Raw genomic sequence first — 17,448 nt, forward strand, 5'->3', positions numbered from 1 at the left:
CCAGGTAAAGCCATTTAAGATATCTCAGTTTTCTGAGTGAATGACCATCCACAGAATTTATTAAAATTTGGGAACTATTCCCCGCAACTATACTTAAAAATACTCAGCTAAATAATATAGGAATATGTTAATCGATATTGGTGTTTAATTAGGATTTATTTTTAACAACACAGATGCCAACATTTTCAGAAACTCATTTATATTTTATTAAAATAACTAAAATCCTTATGCAATAATTCCTTTTCAGGTAAAGATCTGAAATAGTCATAAGTAATCGCTAAGCCTTTTGCCCTACTTACTTTAGGCTCCCATTTGAGGATCTCCTTTGCTTTGGTAATATCTGGTCTTCTTTGCTTTGGATCATCGACAGGTAAGTTTTCGTACACCATTTTCTGACTTGTTCCAGTTAATTTGATAATTTCTTCTCCAAACTCCCTTATCGTAATTTCGTCGGGATTACCAATGTTCATCGGCTGAGCATACTCACTTAAAAGTAAGCGATAAATACCTACAACCAAATCATCTACATAACAGAAAGATCTGGTTTGACTACCGTCTCCAAATACCGTTAGATTCTCTCCTCTTAAGGCTTGCCCGATAAAAGCGGGTAAAGCCCTTACATCATTTAAACGCATACGATGAACATAAGTATTAAATATGCGTACAATCCTTGTTTCTAAACCATGAAAAGTATGATAAGCCATTGTCATAGCTTCCTGAAAACGTTTAGCTTCATCATAGACACCTCTTGGACCAACAGGATTTACATTACCCCAATACTCTTCTGGCTGGGGGTTGATGGTTGGGTCACCATACACCTCAGAAGTGGAGGCTATCAAAATCCCGGAGCCTTTGGCACGGGCTAAGCCCAGTAAATTATGTATCCCAAGAGAGCCAACCTTTAATGTTTGAATAGGAATTTTAAGATAATCAATAGGGCTCCTGGCCGAGGCAAAGTGCAGGATATAATCCAGTTTACCTGGAACATGGACAAATTTTGAAACATCATGATGAGAAAACTCAAAACTCTGCAATTTAAACAGATGCTCAATATTTCTTAGCTACCCGGTAATGAGATTATCCATCCCAATTACATGATAGCCTTCTCTAATAAACCTATCACATAAATGTGATCCAAAAAAACCAGCGGCACCTGTAATGAGTACCCTCTTCCTAAGATTCATTATCAATTATTTTTCTACCTATACTATTATAATAAAAACCTTCTTCTATCATTTTTTGTAAATCATATAAATTACGTCCATCAAATATAACTTTTGATTTTAAAAGACCTTTCACCTTTTCAAAATCAGGGTTTCTGAATAATGACCATTCCGTTGCGATAATTAAAGCATCTGCATTTTCCAACACAGCATATTGATCACTTTCATAAATTATACTATCACCTATCTGTCTCTTAACATTCTCCATCGCCTCCGGATCAAACACAGAAATCAGGGCTTCTTGTTTTAATAGTTCATCAATTATGTAAAGAGAAGGGGCTTCCCTTATATCATCTGTTTCAGGCTTAAAAGCCACACCCCATATTGCGAACTTCTTTCCTTTAAGATTGTTGTTATAATACTTTTTAATCTTCTCTACCAAAACCAGTTTTTGGAGATCATTTACTTCCATAACCGAGTTAAGAATTCTGAAATCATAATTAACCTGTAAAGAAGACAAAGCCAGTGCCTGAACATCTTTTGGAAAACAGCTTCCACCATAACCTATCCCTGGAAATAAAAATCGTTTCCCTATTCGTTCATCAGAACCTATTCCTCTCCGAACCGCATCTACATCTGCACCAACAACTTCACACAGATTAGCTATCTCATTCATAAATGAAATTTTTGTAGCTAAAAAAGAATTTGCAGCATATTTTGTTAATTCAGAAGAACGCTCATCCATATATATGATAGGGTTTCCCTGCCTTACATAAGGTGTATATAATTCTGTCATTAATCTTTTAGCTCTTTCACTTAAAGTCCCAATCACTATACGATCCGGCTTCATAAAATCTTCAACTGCCACTCCCTCACGTAAGAATTCCGGATTCGAAACGATATCTACCCAATCTCCTAGATTCTGCCCTTCAGTGAATATATCTTTCGAAAGATTAGCCTTGAATACATCTTTAACCTTGTCAGCTGTTCCAACCGGCACAGTGGATTTTGTGACAATAACTTTATAATCTTGAATTAGTAATGCAATATCCCTGGCCGCTCCAAGCACATAACTCAGGTCAGCAGATCCATCTCCGCCCGGAGGTGTAGGTAAGGCAAGAAAAATAATCTGAGCACCACTTATAGCTTCCGCCAGATTATTAGTGAATTTTAACCTGCCCTGATCAATATTTCTGTGAAAAAGGACATCTAATCCCGGTTCATAAATAGGCAATTGACCTGACTTCATCATAGTCACCTTATCTTCATTGATGTCTACACAAATCACATTATTACCCGTTTCTGCTAGGCAAGTCCCAGTCACCAGACCGACATATCCGGTTCCTATAACCGCTATTTTCATATTGTATTTGTTTAAATGAAGCAATTAACATACGATTCCGCATCGAGATGATTCACCAAATCAAAATCATAACCAGTGAACAATTGATCAATAAATGATGCATCGACAATATCCCCCTGACAAATTCCTGATTCGGTTATTCTGAACGTTAAATGTTAATCAAGCAGCGAAAATAATAAAAGCATTGGTAATGGGAGAACAAAAGATAGGGGTATGGGAGATTGATAGCTGGAAATCGGTTATCTGTTGCCTGTTGTCTGCGATATCCTACTTAATTGATTAAGTATTTAATTGGAATTATCCTTTCAAAATCTACAAACCCTCTCTCCCGGAGAGGGCCAGGATGACCATGGAATCAACTGCTCCGTAATAAGGATGATGCCCTAAAAATGCTTGAACCACTCCATTAATATTATAACACTATAATCTACAAACAAAGCACGCAAGAATAGAGAAATAGATCCTGCTGCAGCTAAATTTTATACTCATAGGACTGAGATTCTTCGTCGCCTCACATTTTCTACAAATTCAGAAACTAGTTCGCTCCTCTGAATGACAACCATCACAAACGAGCTCAATAGTCCATCACTTTCAAATTCACTATCCCCCACGCTTTCTTAAACCTGAAATGTCTTGCAGTGCATTCAACATCGGATTTATACCTTTCAATTTTTAGCTTAATAGAACTTAACCCGTCAATTTCCTTCATACCTCCGTCAAATGCGATCTATCCCCGTCAGCACTCCTTACGTGAAAAGATCTACTATACTTTTATCGAAAGAAGGCAGGAAAATAGCGCTATCCTTCAGGCCGGTAATTAGTATTCATCTTAAAATTCAGGAAAATGAAACGATTAAAAATTGGCTTCAAAAGAAGTCACATTAGGAATTTTTATGCGCCGTCAGGAATGGTGTTTATAACCAAACTTGGCATAGCCACAGTGATATTAATGCTATTTAGCAGTTGTACAAAAGACGATCTCCCTAGTCCGAATAAAGGTGTGAAAGAAAAGTTAAAGGAGTGTCGTGGCTGCAGTGGAGGCTGGGATCTAACCGATACTATCCCATAGTAAACAACGGGAATTGATAAGAGGGTTTGAGGCCTTCTTATCAATTCTTTTTGTGGTTATAGTTTTTAGATAATCCTTGTCAAGCCAAATTACTGAGATTAAAGCTCCTGCATTCCCCAATCAGCCCTTATCGAAGGAAAAATACAATGTCACCGCTAGTTTGAAATGAATAAAGGAAATTAGCTGACATTCTTTTTTGCCATGAGAAGATCAGAACTTAATGTGTTTGAAGCAACAATCCTGGACCAGCTTAAAGAAAGCTGTAGTATTTTGAAGCAAATGCGGGATGAACAGCTAGCATGGTACGCCCGTGTTGAAGAGCAAAAAGACCAGTTATTAGACCGTTATGATATAATGCAGAAGTACCACATCAGCGATTCGACCATTTATCGGCTGAAGAAGGAGGGCTGTATACACCCTATTTATATTCGGCGAAAGGAGTTTTATAGTCTAAATCAAATTCAACTTCTGCTAAGTCAAAATAAGCTTAAGTGAAGTTTTTAATGTCTGCTGAAATAGCAATCTGGAATTTAAGCTTACCGTTCCCTCATTCTCTTTTCTATTTTTCTGCAGGATACTTATAATTGAGGAAAAATATAAACGATCAAAAAATATGTCCATGATAAAAGAAGAAGCTACACGCCATCTGAATAACTTTCTATCCTCCTACACTCTCCACGAAAGTACAGAAATGCTAAACCAGATGTACAACCATATTGACGGTATACATTTTAGTGCTAATGACAACAGTAAAAAAGAACAGGTATTGGATTTTTTAGAAGCACTCGAAGAATTGCTTCCTGCCTTTTATTAATGAGACATATGAAAAAAGCGGATTTGATATAATGCAACTAAATTGATTCGCAATTTATCTTCATTTGCTTTTCTTTAAATAAATGTTAGTATTTTTCTTCGTTTCATGCTGCCTTATCTCAATCAAATCCGGCATTCTCTTCAAAGCATTTGAGATTGAAGTTCCACTATATTTCCATCCAAATCTCTCAAAGAAAGATTTTATCTGGCTAATTTCTTTTGGCTGATCTATAAAATCACTTTTAAGAAGTTTGAATTCTATAGCATAAACAATCTCTGGGGAGCAATTTAATATATGCGAGAATTCACTATGCTTATACAATTTGCCCAACTTATTCCTTAGGTTGGCATCGGGCTTAAAATATTTATTTGATAGATCATTAAGCGAATACTTTGTAAAGGAAGTAACACTTTCCAATAGTTTAAGGTTATACCCCTTTTTCCCACTTTCAATATTAATTATACTCGCTTTAGAGAGTCCTATAACGATAGAAAATTTAAGTTGTGATAGTCCTAACGCTTTCCTTATTGCCTTAACATTAGCACCAACAATATTTATTGCCAATTCGCTCATACAGCAATATGGCTTGCATAATCATTTCAATTTGACTATATATTTTTTATATATGAAATAATTTTTTATATTTGATATAGATAGTTGGTATTAATTAGAGTCTTGCGGCTACCTTCTCACGCCGTAACGCAGGGCAGCAGAATAATACCCATGTCTATGTGTAGATGTACTATATTAGTACATTGAAATAGATGTGGGGTCTGCTGTAATTCCGTGTTACGTAAGGCGTGAGAAACTTTAGTGTAGCTACGGTCTGCAGGCCCCACATGTATTATACTGCATTTCCTCAGGACTCATATGAAAAATTGCATATGAGTACACAAAACCACCAATCCAAACAAAAAGCAGTTTTCCAAAATCTGCGAAATTTCTGTTCCTCCTACAGCTTAATTGAAGCTGATGAGATGCTTTGTCGGGCATTTACTGTCATGCTAGGTGGAGGCTATTCCAAACAAAGCCTGCACAACAAAAAACGCCTACTCGATTATTTTGAAGCTTTGGAAGAAGTGCTGCCTGCGCTTTATGAACTGCAGGAAAAGCTGAAGCATGTTCAAAACCAGGAAGGCAAGGAGGATATCTACCAGAACCAGGTGTCAACTAAAGATCTCTTCGCCTCTTTTAAGAGGCATCCGGAGTGATTGGGTCCCGGCCTTCGCCGGGATCGTCAGTGTCACTCGCCAGAATGACAATAATAGTCCTGGCGATCCCGGCTGTCATCCCGGCGGAAGCCGGGACTTTTCTTAAATCACTAACCAAATAATTAAATGAAAAAAACGATACTAACTATCGTACTGGCCGCGCTTTGGCCTGTACTGAATGGATTCACTCAGGAAATCCCTGCAGTCAAACCTTTAATTATAATTTCCGGAAAAATAACTAATCAAAAAGGGGAGGTACTACAGGGAGCATCCATCAAAGTAAAAGACAGTAAAGTTGCGGGAATAAGTGACGCAAATGGCCATTTCAGACTCCACGAAGTACCCGCACACCCGATACTCCTGATAAGCTTTATTGGCTACCTGCCACAGGAAATTCCGATAGCCGGTAAAGGAAACGAAATCACTATCACTCTGCTACCGAACGCCAGACAATTGGAAGAAGTGATTGTTAGCACCGGATATCAGGAGATCCCGCTTGAACGGGCCACAGGATCTTTTGCAAGCATAAGCAAAGAATTGTTTAACCGCCAGATATCCACTGATGTGATCAGTCGACTGAAAGGAATTACTCCTTCGCTTCTATTTGATGAAAGAAGCGGATCTTCCAAACTGAGCATCAGGGGCCGTAGTACCATCTTTGCGAATGACCAGCCACTAATTGTGCTGGACAATTTTCCGTATGAAGGTGATATCAATAACATTAATCCGAATGATATTGAAAATATCAGCGTTTTAAGGGATGCTGCTGCTGCCTCTATCTGGGGTGCAAGAGCCGGTAATGGTGTTATAGTAATCAATACCAAAAAAGGAAGTCTCAGTCAGCCTTTAACAACAGAATTTCATTCCAATCTTACCCGTATCCAGCAACCTGACCAGTTCTATCAGCCACGAATGGCTAGCTCTGATTTTATCGATACAGAGATCCTCCTGTTTCAGCGAGGGTTTTATAATGCTGATCTGAATAATACCACTACCCGCCCGCCTATATCTGAAGTCGTAGATCTGCTGGATCGTAACAGAAAGGGACTTATAAGCAATTCGGAAATGGAAAGCAGGATAAATGTACTCAGGGCTTATGATCTGCGGAATGATCTTACCGATTTGATGTATCGCAAAGGCACAAACATTCAGAGCGCACTCAGTCTGAAGGGAGGGGTTGAAGATCATACTTATTATTACTCGGCAGGGTTTGATAATAATCTATCTAATGCAATTGCTAATGATTTTTCACGTCTCACTTTGAATACCAGCCAGAGCTTTCGGCCGTTAAAAGGCTTACAGCTTAACGCATCATTAAACTTTAGCCAGACTAATAGTAATAAAAATAACACGGTACAGGAACTTGTAACCGGAGGTCCATCGGGTCGGGTTCTGTACCCATACACGCGCCTGATTGATGAAAATGGGAATCCGCTGAGTATTACCAAAGATTACCGTAATTCCTACAAGGAGGAGGCTTTCGGACAAGGATACCTGGATTGGCAATTTCGCCCATTGGAGGAATTGGAATTGCCTGGCCAGCGAGTGCAAGGTAATGATATCAGGTTGTTAACCGGGCTCAGATATCAACTCGGGAAATTATTCAGTACAGATATCAAGTATCAGTTTCAGCGCCAATGGGAAAATGGCAATTCCCTGAACAGCATCGATTCTTACTATACCCGGAACCTGATTAACCGCTATACCAGTAAAAGTGCTAACGACTTAATCAGGAATATTCCTGTCGGAGGCATACTCGACCTTAGCCGATCAAATCTTGATAGCCATAATGGACGGGCGCAACTAAATTATAATCATAATTTCAAACAACATTCCATCAATGCATTGGCTGGAATAGAAATAAGAGAGCTTGAGACAACAGCTAACAGTAATCGGGTATTTGGTTATGATCCGAATCTGGGATCATCTGTTGCAGTAAATTCCACCACTCCCTTTCCACTTTCCCCTAATGGCAACGGATTGATATTGGCCAATCCCTCTATTTCTGAGACACTTAACCGGTTCAGGTCGTATTTTATGAATGTTGCGTATACCTTAAATAACAAATACATCTTTTCAGCCAGTGGCAGAATCGATCAGTCAAACCATTTTGGGGTCAGCAGCAATCAAAGGGCAGTGCCATTATGGTCAGCCGGCCTTAAATGGGATCTGGCATCTGAGGAATTTTACAAACTCGATTTTCTTCCAACTCTCAGGTTAAAAGCTACTTATGGTTATAATGGAAACATTGATAAAACTGTGACTGCCTATACCACAGCAAATTTTACCAGAAACAGCCAAAATGGCTTACCTGCCGCAAATATTAATAACCCACCGAATCCAAACCTGAGATGGGAAAAAACCGGCATATTGAATTTAGGTATTGAATTCGGCAGTAAGAATGGAAGGCTTAATGGGAATTTAGAGTATTATAGTAAAAAAGGAATAGATCTGATAGGTCAAAGCCCTCTCGATCCAACTTCCGGTCAATCATCCTTCCGCGGGAACGTAGCCAATATGAAAGGCAGTGGGGTTGATCTTGAGCTGCATAGTATTAATCTCGATAGAAAGCTCAGATGGGAAAGCAACCTTTTATTCAGTTATTCAAGGGATGAGGTTACAAGTTATGCTATTAGCCCGACTTTCGCCTCTTATATGGCTGATGCCAGTCTCACAGGAAGTCAGTCTTCGTTCTCTCCTACCCCCGGTAAGCCTCTATTTGGAATTTATAGTAAACAATGGGCAGGATTAGATCCTGCTACAGGAAATCCGATGGGTTATGTCCATGGAGTTCCAAGTACGAATTATTCATTGTTAAACTCTTCATCCGGACAAACCGTCGATAGCCTTGTATTTCATGGAAGAGCTTTGCCACCTGTTTATGGTGCCTTAAGAAATTCCTTTAGTATGAAAGGATTTACGATCTCGGCAAATATCACTTACCGCTTTGGCTATTATTTCAAAAGGCGTTCTATTGAATACAGCAGCTTATTTACTACAGGTCGGAGCCATAGTGATTATGCTTTACGCTGGCAAAAAGCCGGAGATGAAGCCTTTACTTCTGTTCCCTCTTTTCCGGCAGATAATAACAGTGCAAAGGACAATTTTTATCGAAATGCTGAGATTCTGGTCGAAAAAGGTGACAATATAAGGCTTCAGGATATTAACCTCAGCTATGATCTGACAAATAAGCAGTGGACTAAAATGCCTTTTAGAAAACTGTCCATGTTTATCTATCTGAATAATGCAGGCTTATTATGGACAGCTAATAAGCAAGGAATTGACCCTGATTATCCGGATATAAAGCTCAGCCGATCCATCGCTTTCGGACTCAGAACAACCCTATAAAACAAGGGGAATTAAACAAGCTTCATAAACAGTATTTAACTTAAAAAAAATGAACAGATGAAAAAACATATATATCCGATTATTGCCGGAATCATTCTATTGACTTCCGCTTGCAAAAAAGACTGGCTGGATGCCAAATCCGATAGTTCAACAATTGTTCCTCAAACCCTTGAGGATATGAAACTGCTTTTAAACAACTCCGTTTTAAATACCAATTATACTGCCCTAGGAGAAGCTTCGTCTGACGATATTTTTGTCAGCAATTCGGTTTTCAGCTCCTTACCTCTACTGGATCGAAATATTTATTCATGGCAACCGGAAATCTTTGTTGGGACAACGCAAGTGCTCCAGTGGAACAATTGCTACAACCAAATTTTTATCAGCAATGTGGTATTGGAAGGACTGGAAAAATTGAAGCTGAATGCAAGCCGCAAGGCCGAATGGAACAACACCCGGGGACAGGCACTTTTTCACAGGGCCAAAGCTTTTTACGACCTCCATATCGTATTTTCCAGGCCATATAGTTTGCAAACTGCTGCAACTGACCCGGGTATTTCAATCAGGCTAAATTCAGATATAAATACCAAAACTGTCAGATCCAGTGTGCAGGAAGGTTATGATCAAATCAAAACCGACCTCAAAGAAGCTGTCAATCTTTTGTATCCCTTACCCAAAATTGGATCAGATCCATCCAAAGCCTCAGCCCTGGCATTACTTGCAAGGCTAAGTTTATCAATGGGCGAATTTGATGATGCATTAACCTATTCGGGTCAGAGTCTTAGCCTGTTTAATACCCTGATTGATTATAATAGCATAAATCCTGCAGCAGCCAACTCATTTACCGCATTCAATCAGGAAACTTCCTATTATGCAATACAAGCCTTATTAACTGTGTTGGTGAATGCGAACATCAGCCCGGAATTAATCAATACCTATTCAAGCAACGACCTGCGGAAATCCGTCTTTTTCAAACTGAACACCAATGGTACTTATTCTTTTAAAGGAAGCTATACGGGAAGTATTTTGCCCTTCGCTGGCTTTTCAAGTAACGAGTTATATCTGATTCAGGCAGAATGTTATGCGCGGAAGGGAAACACTGTTGATGCTATGAAATCTTTAAATACCCTTCTTGTAAAAAGATTTAAAACAGGAACGTTCATTCCATTAACAGCTAGCAGTGCCGAAGCAGCCTTAAGTATAATATTAAAAGAGCGAAGAAAGGAATTAGTTTATCGTGGAATGAGGTGGCAGGATCTCCGGAGACTCAATCTGGAGCCCAAATTTGCTACAGACCTCAGCAGGGTAATAAACGGCCAGACTTATGTACTTCCTGCCAATGATCCCCGCTATGTGTTTCCAATTCCCAATTATATAATTGATGCTACAGGCATCGCACAAAATCCAAGATAATTATGAAAAATATATCTATCCTCAAATATATACTGATGCTTGTCAGTATACTATTTTATCTGCCTTTATGGTCACAAACTAAAAGTAGTAAGACCTTATCAGTAGGCGACAAACTTCCTGCAATCCATATCAGCAAGATCCTGAATAGTAGTAAGGCTGTGAGAAAAATACAGGATAATTCCGAAAAACATCTGATCATTGATTTTTGGAGTCCTTATTGCAGCTATTCTGTTAAAACCTTTAAGGAACTCGATAGTACCCAACAGCTTTTTAAAAAAGATCTGGAAGTTATTCGTGTTACCAGACAAACGGATCTGGATCTCAGAAAATTGTTTGCCCGATCTGAAATCGCTTCCAATTCAAAATTACCGCTTGTTTACTCAGACTCCACTTTAAGAGAATTCTTTCCCATTGAATTACCTCATCAGGTTTGGGTTGATAATAAAGGAATAATCAGAGCAATTGCCAATCCGCAGAATTTCACGGTTGAAAATGTAAAAAAACTGATTCATAATGAAGGCTTGAACCTTTTACCAATGGACCATTTCCAGAATTTCAATCCTGCCCAACCCTTGTTCATGCAAGCTAATATGTCATTTATGAATAATCTTGAACAGTTTTCTTACTATACCAGATACATAAATGGAATAAACCAGAAAGCAGGAAACACTGTTGACCCGATTTCAAAAAAAGTAATAAGGAGAGCTTACTATAACATGTCGGTCAAAAATCTGATTAAGCTGGCCTATGACAATTTCGGTTCAGGAGAAAAATATGGGGCATTGTCTGACGACAGAAGGGTAATTTATGAAAGAGACGATCCTGAAAAATTCTTCATGCCAACAGACAATAACGAATTAATTGAATGGGAATGGAACAATACCTATTGTTATGAAATTAAAGTATTGCCTGAAAATGCTGATAAGCTGCCGAAAATGATGAAGCACGACCTTCAACGCTTTTTCAATATCAGTGTAAATGAAGAAACAAGAATAGTGGATGGATATGCCTTAATAATAAGCGACAAAAATAAGATCCCATTGTCCTCCGGGATAGGAAGAAGCTTAACACTTTACAATCAGAAAAGTGGAATCACATCTGTAGAAAATCAATTGGTAAAACAACTTATTAAATCATTGGAAGGAAAATTGAGAAACGATATCATTGTTGATGAAACCAATTTCAAAGAGAGGATACTGCTGCAATATAAAGGAAAAGATAATATTCAGGAAATGAGAGAAGAACTAAATAAATTCGGATTTGATCTAATTCCTAAGAAAGTGGAGACTAAAGTTCTGGTGATCAGATAGCCTTTTAACCTGAAAACAGCCCCTTAAATCGGGGCTGTTTTTGAATCATTCCTCTGGTCGCATAACAGGCTGAGATTGGGTTTCAGTATCCGGGTCTCCGTTTACATCAAGCGTATATTCCTTAGCACAAAAATCATCGCCGCCAAGGCAACTGATTTCCGGATTTTCAATTGGAACATAAGGGGATGCAAGCAGATTTCCATCACGATCAGTTGCAAACCATCCGGTTGATAAATTGTTATTATTGAGGCTTTTATTTGTAAAAGCAAAAGAGCTGAAAGCAAATGCTAAGCCACAAACCAGAGCCAAAACATTCAGATTAATTTTAAAGGTTTTCATGGTATTATTTTTTTAAACTATTGCCTACTCTGTTCAAGGTTTTCGGCTTCTCCTTATCTATATCAGATATCCTGCCATCCGGACCGGACATCAAATTGATTGTTTCAATTGTTTTTTTTCGACCTCCTTTCTTTTAAACTGATGAATAAAGCATAGAGCGCTAAGGCCAGAAAGCAGACATTGAAAATCAGATGCTGCGACCAGCTTAAATTTGCTATAATGCCGCCGCAGGAGCAGGGTGTATACCTGAACAGTCCCAGAACGACCGCAACTATATACAGGGTAAAAACCCCCATTAATGCTACTGAAATAATAATACCTGCCTGACGGCTTGTGCGGAAGGATAATAAAAACGCAGTCAGAATTTCGATAATACTAATACTCCATAAAATGGCCCGGGACAAGACCTTTGGAAATACCTGGTTAAGAATCTGTAGCTGCGTCTCTTCAGATTCAATTAATTTACTGACCCCAGAGTAAATCCAAAGCAGTATCAATAATGCAATTACTGTCCTGTTAGGGATATCACCATATCTTTTTGTACCATGAGTATTCATAACCTAAAGTTCAGTCACGAATCGCCGGAGAATATGTTAATACAAATACATTATTGAGTGATAATGATGACTTTATGAGGTAATAATTAATAAAAAAACTGATTAGCTTATAAAATTTTACCTCCATTCTCTGAGTTTGCAACCTGCCGTGTACCCATCCCGATAATTATCTGGATCATCATCAGCTCTAACATTTTTGGATTGCAAATTGACCCGGAAAGGCAATGTCATAATTTAAGGATTACATCTTGCTAATTAAAAAGGTAGTGGGTTAAACCCGCTATGATTGCAATGAGAATACGATTCCGGCCTCCGCGCCGGAATCTCCTTGTTTTTTTATATCGTTTGTCATCGCGGCGGAGGCCGCGACCCCATTTTTTAATTAGGTTTTCCTTCCTTTCTCTTAAATAATGACATTGAGCAAAGGCTGAAACCTGACAATCCTTAAATAATTTAACGTGAGTTCGACTATCTAAAGATTAATATTTAACCACATAGATTGAAGCGAAGCTTCAAGGCTATCTATGTCTAAAATGTATGTTAGAAGCTATAAAATACTATGTTTCCCTGCCGGCAGGCGGGTATGTGGTTTTTAAAATATTATGTCGGGTTCACGTTAATTTATGTATTGCCATTAAGACCTATCTGATATTACGAATAGCACTTACAGTTTCCCTTGTTAATCCCAGATATGATGCTGCATCTGCTACCGATATCCGTTCCCATGGAAATTTTTCACAAAACAAGGAGTACCGTTCTTTAGCACTATGGAATAACAGAGAGCCCTTTTCGTCGCTCTTTCTTTTGGCAAATGAAAGTATTCCATAGCCCAGTGAATGAACCTCTGGATGTGCCAGTTGAAGCCGCAATACCTGTCGTCCGCTCAAACCCAGCAGTACACTATCCTCAACCAGTTCGATATAGCGGTCAGAAGGAGTTTTCCTGAAAAAGCTTTCAGGAATTACCATGAGCTCATTCTCTTTCCAGAATGCTGTGATGATGCATTTTCCTGAAGCTTCGTAATAATACTCTTTGGCAAGGCCATTAACCAGATACCAGATTTCGTCTGCCCGTTTTCCCGGGCTGGCTAGAATCTGGCCCTTGGTGTATTGTACCCTGTAGGCTATATTACGGATATAATTTTCTGTGCCTGAAGCCAAGGGATATATCCTGTTCAGGAATTCTGTCATGAGATCAGTTTCCATTCCTATCCTTTCTCTTTGCTTTAGCCTCATCAAATGCATAGCGGATGATCTGCCGGATAGTCTTCCTAACCTCATCACGGTGAGCCGGTATGTTAAGGTCGATACCACAATAAGGAGTAACAGGCGCATGTAGCGTCATGTAATAGATGCCGGCTGAAAGAAGTGCTCCAATAGCCCTGAAATTTATATTGCTACCTTCAAAATACTCATCGGTCAACTCCATGAATTTTTCGCCGAGGTGCTCCCTTGCCACCGATATACTTTTCATTAATTTGCTGCCACTAATTTCCCAGATAATAAGCTGCTGCATTTCTGCCTGACTGTAAAAAAAATCAAATTGGTTTTCCAGAATGTTAGCTATCGTTTCTGAAAGGTCATCATTTAGCGCCTGGTCGCCCATTTTCTCCGAAGCCAGCATCCAGTAGTCTTTTTCAAGTACATATTCTTCAATTAGCCTGTCGACTGTGATGAAGTATCGGTATATCAGTTTTTTATCGACCTGTGCCTGCCTTGCTATCTTGTTTACCCCCAGCCCGGTATAGCCTTCTGTCCTGATTATCTCGCCTACGGCATTAATTAGTTTACGTTTGGTGAGTTCCTTATCTTTTATATTGGGGTATGACAGGTCGGCCTGTCTTCTCAGTTGATCTTGTCCGCTGTATTCCATTGCCTTATCATTTAAGCGGATCTTTATGAATGATGCCTAGCTTTTTACCAGCATCTTCAAATGCATTAAGCGCTTGATCCAACTGCTCTTTGGTATGAGTAGCCATTACGCTTGTCCGAATTCGTGCATTTTTCTTACTGACTGCCGGGTAAATAATAGGATTGGTATAGATACCTGCTTTCATTAACATCGCCGCCATCTGAGCAGTTAAAGATGCATCACCTATTTTAATTGGTATAATGGCAGATTGGGTGGGACCTGTATCGAAGCCCAGACTGTCGAGGCCATTTTTGAAATGATTGATATTCTCCCATAATAGATCTTTCCATTGGGGTTCTTCGTCAAGCAGCTCTATGCCGCGGATAATTCCGGCGGCGGCAGGGGTTGAGGTGGCCGAAAAAAGGTGCTGCCGGCTTTGGTATTTGAGGAAGTTGATTAGTTCTGGTGAGGCGATAACATATCCGCCCACATTACCGAAAGTCTTGCTGAAGGTTCCGGTTATAATATCAGCCTCCTGTATTATCTCAAACATTTCCATAGCACCTCTTCCGGTATTCCCTACAACACCCACACCATGTGCATCGTCAACAGCTAAATAAGCACCATAATGCCGGCATAATTCAAGAATTTTATCAAGCGGGGCTATATCGCCGTCCTGCGAATAAACACCATCCACAATAACCATTTTGGTCCGGTAGGCATCCCTGCTTAATTTTAATGTTCGTTCAAGGAGATCCAGCCTGTTGTGCAGGAATACTTTCATGTTTGTAAGCTGACAGCCTTCATATACGCTGGCATGAACTGCCATATCTACGATTGCAATGTCCTCTTTCTGCAGCAGACTCATTAAAGTAGCACTGTTGGCCGTATAGCCGGTTGTATAAATAATTGCGCTTCCCCTGCCAAAAAAAGCAGCGATCTTTTGCTCAAGGTCTTCATGATAGCTGAATTGACCTCCAATTGCAGGAGACGCACCCGCGCCGGACCCAAACTCCTTTATTGAAGCAATAACAGCAGCCTTAATTTCAGGATGCTGGGTAAAACCCAGATAATCGTTGGATACAAAGCTTACCATTTTACGAGCCTTTGGATGATCTTTTGTAAGTATATTCATCTCAGGCCCGCAACCACTTGACGAAATAAGGCGGTAGTTAAGGCGTCCGTTATTATCCAGATAATTAAGATAATTTTGAAATAAACTGGCACGCTTCCACGCATCCAGTCCATCCACATTTTCAAAGTCTTTGAAACTTGCAGTGTTAAATTCAATTTCCATAGGTTTTTTAGGTTAGTTAATTAAATCTAATAGCAATTATTGAAATGGGTGGTGACATGGATCACATTTATAACAGGAATTCATTACATGCATGAGGAAAGAATTTAACATGTCACCGTATGATATTGAGTTAAGAATTACATTCGATAAGTTTTGCGCTCTTGTTGTTTAAAGGTTCTATCATATTATCTGAACAAAACCTGAGGCTTATGCATGGCTTAATACATTTTTTCAGGCTCTTCCTTAGAATAAATATCCGGCTTGCTCAAAGGATTAAGCTGCCGGTTCTGATTGAAGAGCACCAGCGTGGCAGACTTGCTCCTACTTCTAAAGAACAGTGGCTAGATAATCAAGGTGTGAGACAAAAGCATCACATAAGCCAAAGCACCCTTAAGCGCCACCGCCTTGAAGGAACGATAAATTACATCCGGATTAATTGCAAATACTATTACCGGGAATCAGATATTGAAAAGCTTATAGATTGAATTTACTCACACTGTCCGATAGAGTTAAGCGCAGAATCTCTACGAATATTTAATAAAAACCCGTATATACGGGACAGACTCGTTTATGAAATAGCACTGTTAATCAACACTTAGCTATGGATAACAGGCCTTTATTCCGGAAACTTGAAAGTATAGAAGAGACTCAGGGTAAGATTCTCTTCTATATCCGTATTCTGGCTGAACAGAGAGTCAAAACTCAGGGCCGCTTGCCCGAGGTTTTATTTAATGATCAGGAAGTAATGTTTAAACTAAGCTGGAGTAAAAGCACCCTGAAACGCCGTCGTGCTGATGGATTACTCCCTTTCCGTAAAATCAAAAATAAATTCTACTACCGGGAAAAAGATGTCTTCTCTCTTCTTTTTCCGGATACAGGTTCAAGCTGAACTGTGTTAACAGTTAACCGTTATCTGTTGCCTGCAAATTACATCTCCATTCACACTTTACGATTAGATCCTGCTTCAGCAAAATTGCATACTCGTAGTGATGAGATCCTTCGTCGCCGCACACTTTAAATAATTTCATAAAATCTGCTGGCTCCTCTGGATGACAGGTAGTACAAATTCGCCATCCTCTCCATCGACAAATAGACAAATCAACTCATTGACAAATCAAATGGATCAAAGAAGAAAGAGCAATGAATAAAGACAAGACACGTAGCTTCAAATGAAGTACTCATCCCATTTGCTAATTTACTAATTCTCTCATTTGCTCAATTCTTTCCACTCTCAACTCTCAACCACCTTCCTCATACTTTCCTTAGTTCTTGTTCAGCTATTGTTCAGCTCACATGCTCCAAAACGCCCTTTAGCACAACAAAAGCTCAACAAGGACCGAACAAGTGCACAACAAATCCTCAAAAAGGAGGTCAAAGGAGGTCAAAACGGGTTCAAAGAGGGTCAGCTATTTCAGGGCTCTTTAGCGGTACTTATTTTCGTTCAGCAGCACAGCGTACCGGTACAAATTAAAAGGTGCTGATTGTTAAACATTTTAAAATTTAAACGATATGGGAACATATAAAAAAGGAATATTAGGCTCATTTTCCGGCAAGGTCGGAACAGTAGTGGGCAGCAGTTGGAACGGTATTGAGTATATGCGCAGTTTGCCCAAACCCTCAAGCAAAGCTCCAACCGATTTGCAAATGCTCCAGCGGGCAAAACTGGGGATGGCCACCGGCTTTCTCCAACCGATCAGTGCATTGATCAATATTGGG

Annotated in this window: 17 protein-coding genes and 1 pseudogene; 10 read left to right on the plus strand and 8 right to left on the minus strand. The window is 39.3% G+C overall.

Annotated elements, in window-relative coordinates; translation table 11 throughout:
• Window positions 1–197: 197 nt before the first annotated feature.
• Together VGE44_RS08155 and VGE44_RS08160 are read right to left on the minus strand one after the other, a co-directional pair.
• Window positions 198–1,184 (minus strand): annotated as a pseudogene (locus VGE44_RS08155) (UDP-glucuronic acid decarboxylase family protein).
• On the minus strand, window positions 1,174–2,526 hold the full coding sequence (locus VGE44_RS08160) for a UDP-glucose/GDP-mannose dehydrogenase family protein (protein WP_331077800.1): 1,353 nt from the start codon (window positions 2,524–2,526) through the stop codon (window positions 1,174–1,176). The pseudogene VGE44_RS08155 and the gene VGE44_RS08160 overlap by 11 nt, the downstream one beginning before the upstream one ends.
• Window positions 2,527–3,370: 844 nt before the next feature.
• On the opposite strand from VGE44_RS08160, the gene VGE44_RS08165 reads away from it, so the two are divergent.
• From VGE44_RS08165 to VGE44_RS08175, 3 genes are all read left to right on the plus strand, one after another.
• On the plus strand, window positions 3,371–3,595 hold the full coding sequence (locus tag VGE44_RS08165) for a hypothetical protein (protein ID WP_331077802.1): 225 nt from the start codon (window positions 3,371–3,373) through the stop codon (window positions 3,593–3,595).
• Window positions 3,596–3,796: 201 nt separating this feature from the next.
• The gene (locus tag VGE44_RS08170; RefSeq protein WP_331077804.1) at window positions 3,797–4,090 is read left to right on the plus strand and encodes a hypothetical protein; all 294 of its coding nucleotides are present in this window, start codon (window positions 3,797–3,799) and stop codon (window positions 4,088–4,090) included.
• A gap of 124 nt (window positions 4,091–4,214) precedes the next feature.
• Window positions 4,215–4,409, plus strand: a complete 195-nt coding sequence (locus VGE44_RS08175) for a hypothetical protein (RefSeq protein ID WP_331077806.1) — start codon at window positions 4,215–4,217, stop codon at window positions 4,407–4,409.
• A 60-nt stretch (window positions 4,410–4,469) separates the two neighbouring features.
• Here the strand turns inward: VGE44_RS08175 and VGE44_RS08180 are convergent, their stop codons facing one another.
• Window positions 4,470–4,982 (minus strand): helix-turn-helix transcriptional regulator, encoded by a 513-nt coding sequence (locus tag VGE44_RS08180; protein ID WP_331077808.1) that lies wholly within the window; start codon window positions 4,980–4,982, stop codon window positions 4,470–4,472.
• 311 nt (window positions 4,983–5,293) lie between these two features.
• Between VGE44_RS08180 and VGE44_RS08185 the strand changes: the two genes are divergently transcribed.
• The 4 genes from VGE44_RS08185 (at window position 5,294) to VGE44_RS08200 (ending at window position 11,688) form a co-directional block, all read left to right on the plus strand.
• On the plus strand, window positions 5,294–5,620 hold the full coding sequence (locus tag VGE44_RS08185; RefSeq protein WP_331077810.1) for a hypothetical protein: 327 nt from the start codon (window positions 5,294–5,296) through the stop codon (window positions 5,618–5,620).
• Window positions 5,621–5,746: 126 nt separating this feature from the next.
• The gene (locus tag VGE44_RS08190; RefSeq protein WP_331077812.1) at window positions 5,747–8,968 is read left to right on the plus strand and encodes a SusC/RagA family TonB-linked outer membrane protein; all 3,222 of its coding nucleotides are present in this window, start codon (window positions 5,747–5,749) and stop codon (window positions 8,966–8,968) included.
• A gap of 57 nt (window positions 8,969–9,025) precedes the next feature.
• Window positions 9,026–10,378 carry a RagB/SusD family nutrient uptake outer membrane protein gene (locus VGE44_RS08195; RefSeq protein ID WP_331077814.1) on the plus strand — a complete coding sequence of 451 codons (1,353 nt, stop codon included), beginning with the start codon at window positions 9,026–9,028 and terminating at the stop codon, window positions 10,376–10,378.
• Between the two features lie 2 nt (window positions 10,379–10,380).
• Window positions 10,381–11,688, plus strand: a complete 1,308-nt coding sequence (locus VGE44_RS08200; protein WP_331077816.1) for a hypothetical protein — start codon at window positions 10,381–10,383, stop codon at window positions 11,686–11,688.
• Window positions 11,689–11,733: 45 nt separating this feature from the next.
• Here VGE44_RS08200 and VGE44_RS08205 read toward each other — a convergent pair whose 3' ends face one another.
• The 5 genes from VGE44_RS08205 to VGE44_RS08225 form a co-directional block, all read right to left on the minus strand.
• A complete protein-coding gene (locus VGE44_RS08205; RefSeq protein ID WP_331077818.1) occupies window positions 11,734–12,027 on the minus strand; it encodes a DUF6520 family protein in 294 nt (97 codons plus the stop codon).
• A gap of 104 nt (window positions 12,028–12,131) precedes the next feature.
• Window positions 12,132–12,584: a MauE/DoxX family redox-associated membrane protein gene (locus VGE44_RS08210; RefSeq protein WP_331077820.1), complete on the minus strand. Its 453-nt coding sequence runs from the start codon at window positions 12,582–12,584 to the stop codon at window positions 12,132–12,134.
• A 641-nt stretch (window positions 12,585–13,225) separates the two neighbouring features.
• On the minus strand, window positions 13,226–13,789 hold the full coding sequence (locus VGE44_RS08215) for a Crp/Fnr family transcriptional regulator (RefSeq protein ID WP_331077821.1): 564 nt from the start codon (window positions 13,787–13,789) through the stop codon (window positions 13,226–13,228).
• Entirely contained in the window at window positions 13,779–14,456 is a 678-nt protein-coding gene (locus VGE44_RS08220) for a TetR/AcrR family transcriptional regulator (RefSeq protein WP_331077823.1), read from the minus strand. Before VGE44_RS08220 ends, VGE44_RS08215 begins: the two co-directional genes overlap by 11 nt.
• Window positions 14,457–14,463: 7 nt before the next feature.
• Complete coding sequence (locus tag VGE44_RS08225; RefSeq protein ID WP_331077825.1) at window positions 14,464–15,732, minus strand: aminotransferase class I/II-fold pyridoxal phosphate-dependent enzyme; 1,269 nt, start codon at window positions 15,730–15,732, stop codon at window positions 14,464–14,466.
• Window positions 15,733–15,941: 209 nt separating this feature from the next.
• Here VGE44_RS08225 and VGE44_RS08230 point away from each other — a divergent pair, with 209 nt between their 5' ends.
• The 3 genes from VGE44_RS08230 to VGE44_RS08240 form a co-directional block, all read left to right on the plus strand.
• Entirely contained in the window at window positions 15,942–16,217 is a 276-nt protein-coding gene (locus VGE44_RS08230) for a hypothetical protein (RefSeq protein WP_331077827.1), read from the plus strand.
• Window positions 16,218–16,333: 116 nt separating this feature from the next.
• Window positions 16,334–16,621 (plus strand): hypothetical protein, encoded by a 288-nt coding sequence (locus VGE44_RS08235; protein ID WP_331077829.1) that lies wholly within the window; start codon window positions 16,334–16,336, stop codon window positions 16,619–16,621.
• 620 nt (window positions 16,622–17,241) lie between these two features.
• The coding region (locus VGE44_RS08240; RefSeq protein WP_331077831.1) for a DUF6266 family protein at window positions 17,242–17,448 on the plus strand (207 nt) is incomplete at its 3' end.

Source organism: Daejeonella sp., assembly GCF_036405355.1.
Taxonomy (GTDB): Bacteria; Bacteroidota; Bacteroidia; order Sphingobacteriales; family Sphingobacteriaceae; genus Daejeonella.